This window comes from Rhizobium sp. 18055, from assembly GCF_902706285.1.
In the GTDB taxonomy this organism is placed as follows: Bacteria; Pseudomonadota; Alphaproteobacteria; order Rhizobiales; family Rhizobiaceae; genus Rhizobium.
On record NZ_CACSKD010000171.1, the window covers coordinates 1 to 499 of the forward strand.

1 pseudogene is annotated in these 499 nt (G+C 64.7%); it reads right to left on the reverse strand.

Annotation, left to right across the window (positions count from 1 at the left end):
- Window positions 1-499 (reverse strand): annotated as a pseudogene (locus tag GVL52_RS31845) (DNA-directed RNA polymerase subunit beta'); the annotation flags it as partial.

Sequence of the window (499 nt, forward strand, 5' to 3'; positions counted from 1 at the left end):
CGGCGATGGCGCGGCGCTCGGCGTCGTCCATGGCTTCCTTGGCCTTGCGCGCCTGGTGGTAGGCCAGACCCGTACCCGCCGGGATCAGGCGGCCCACGATCACGTTTTCCTTCAGGCCACGCAGCTCGTCGCGCTTGCCCATGATGGCAGCCTCGGTGAGCACGCGGGTCGTTTCCTGGAACGACGCGGCCGAAATGAACGAATCGGTGGACAGCGACGCCTTCGTGATCCCCAGCAGCACGTTGCTGTAGGTCGCGGGGATCTTGTCCTCGGACTGCAGCTGCTCGTTGGTGTTGAGGATCTCCGAACGCTCGACCTGCTCGCCGGCGATGTAGCCCGACTCGCCCGGGTTCTCGACCACGACGCGACGCAGCATCTGGCGAACGATCACCTCGATGTGCTTGTCGTTGATCTTCACACCCTGCAGGCGGTACACGTCCTGCACTTCGTCGACGATGTAGCGCGACAGCTCCTCGATGCCCAGCAGGCGCAGGATGTC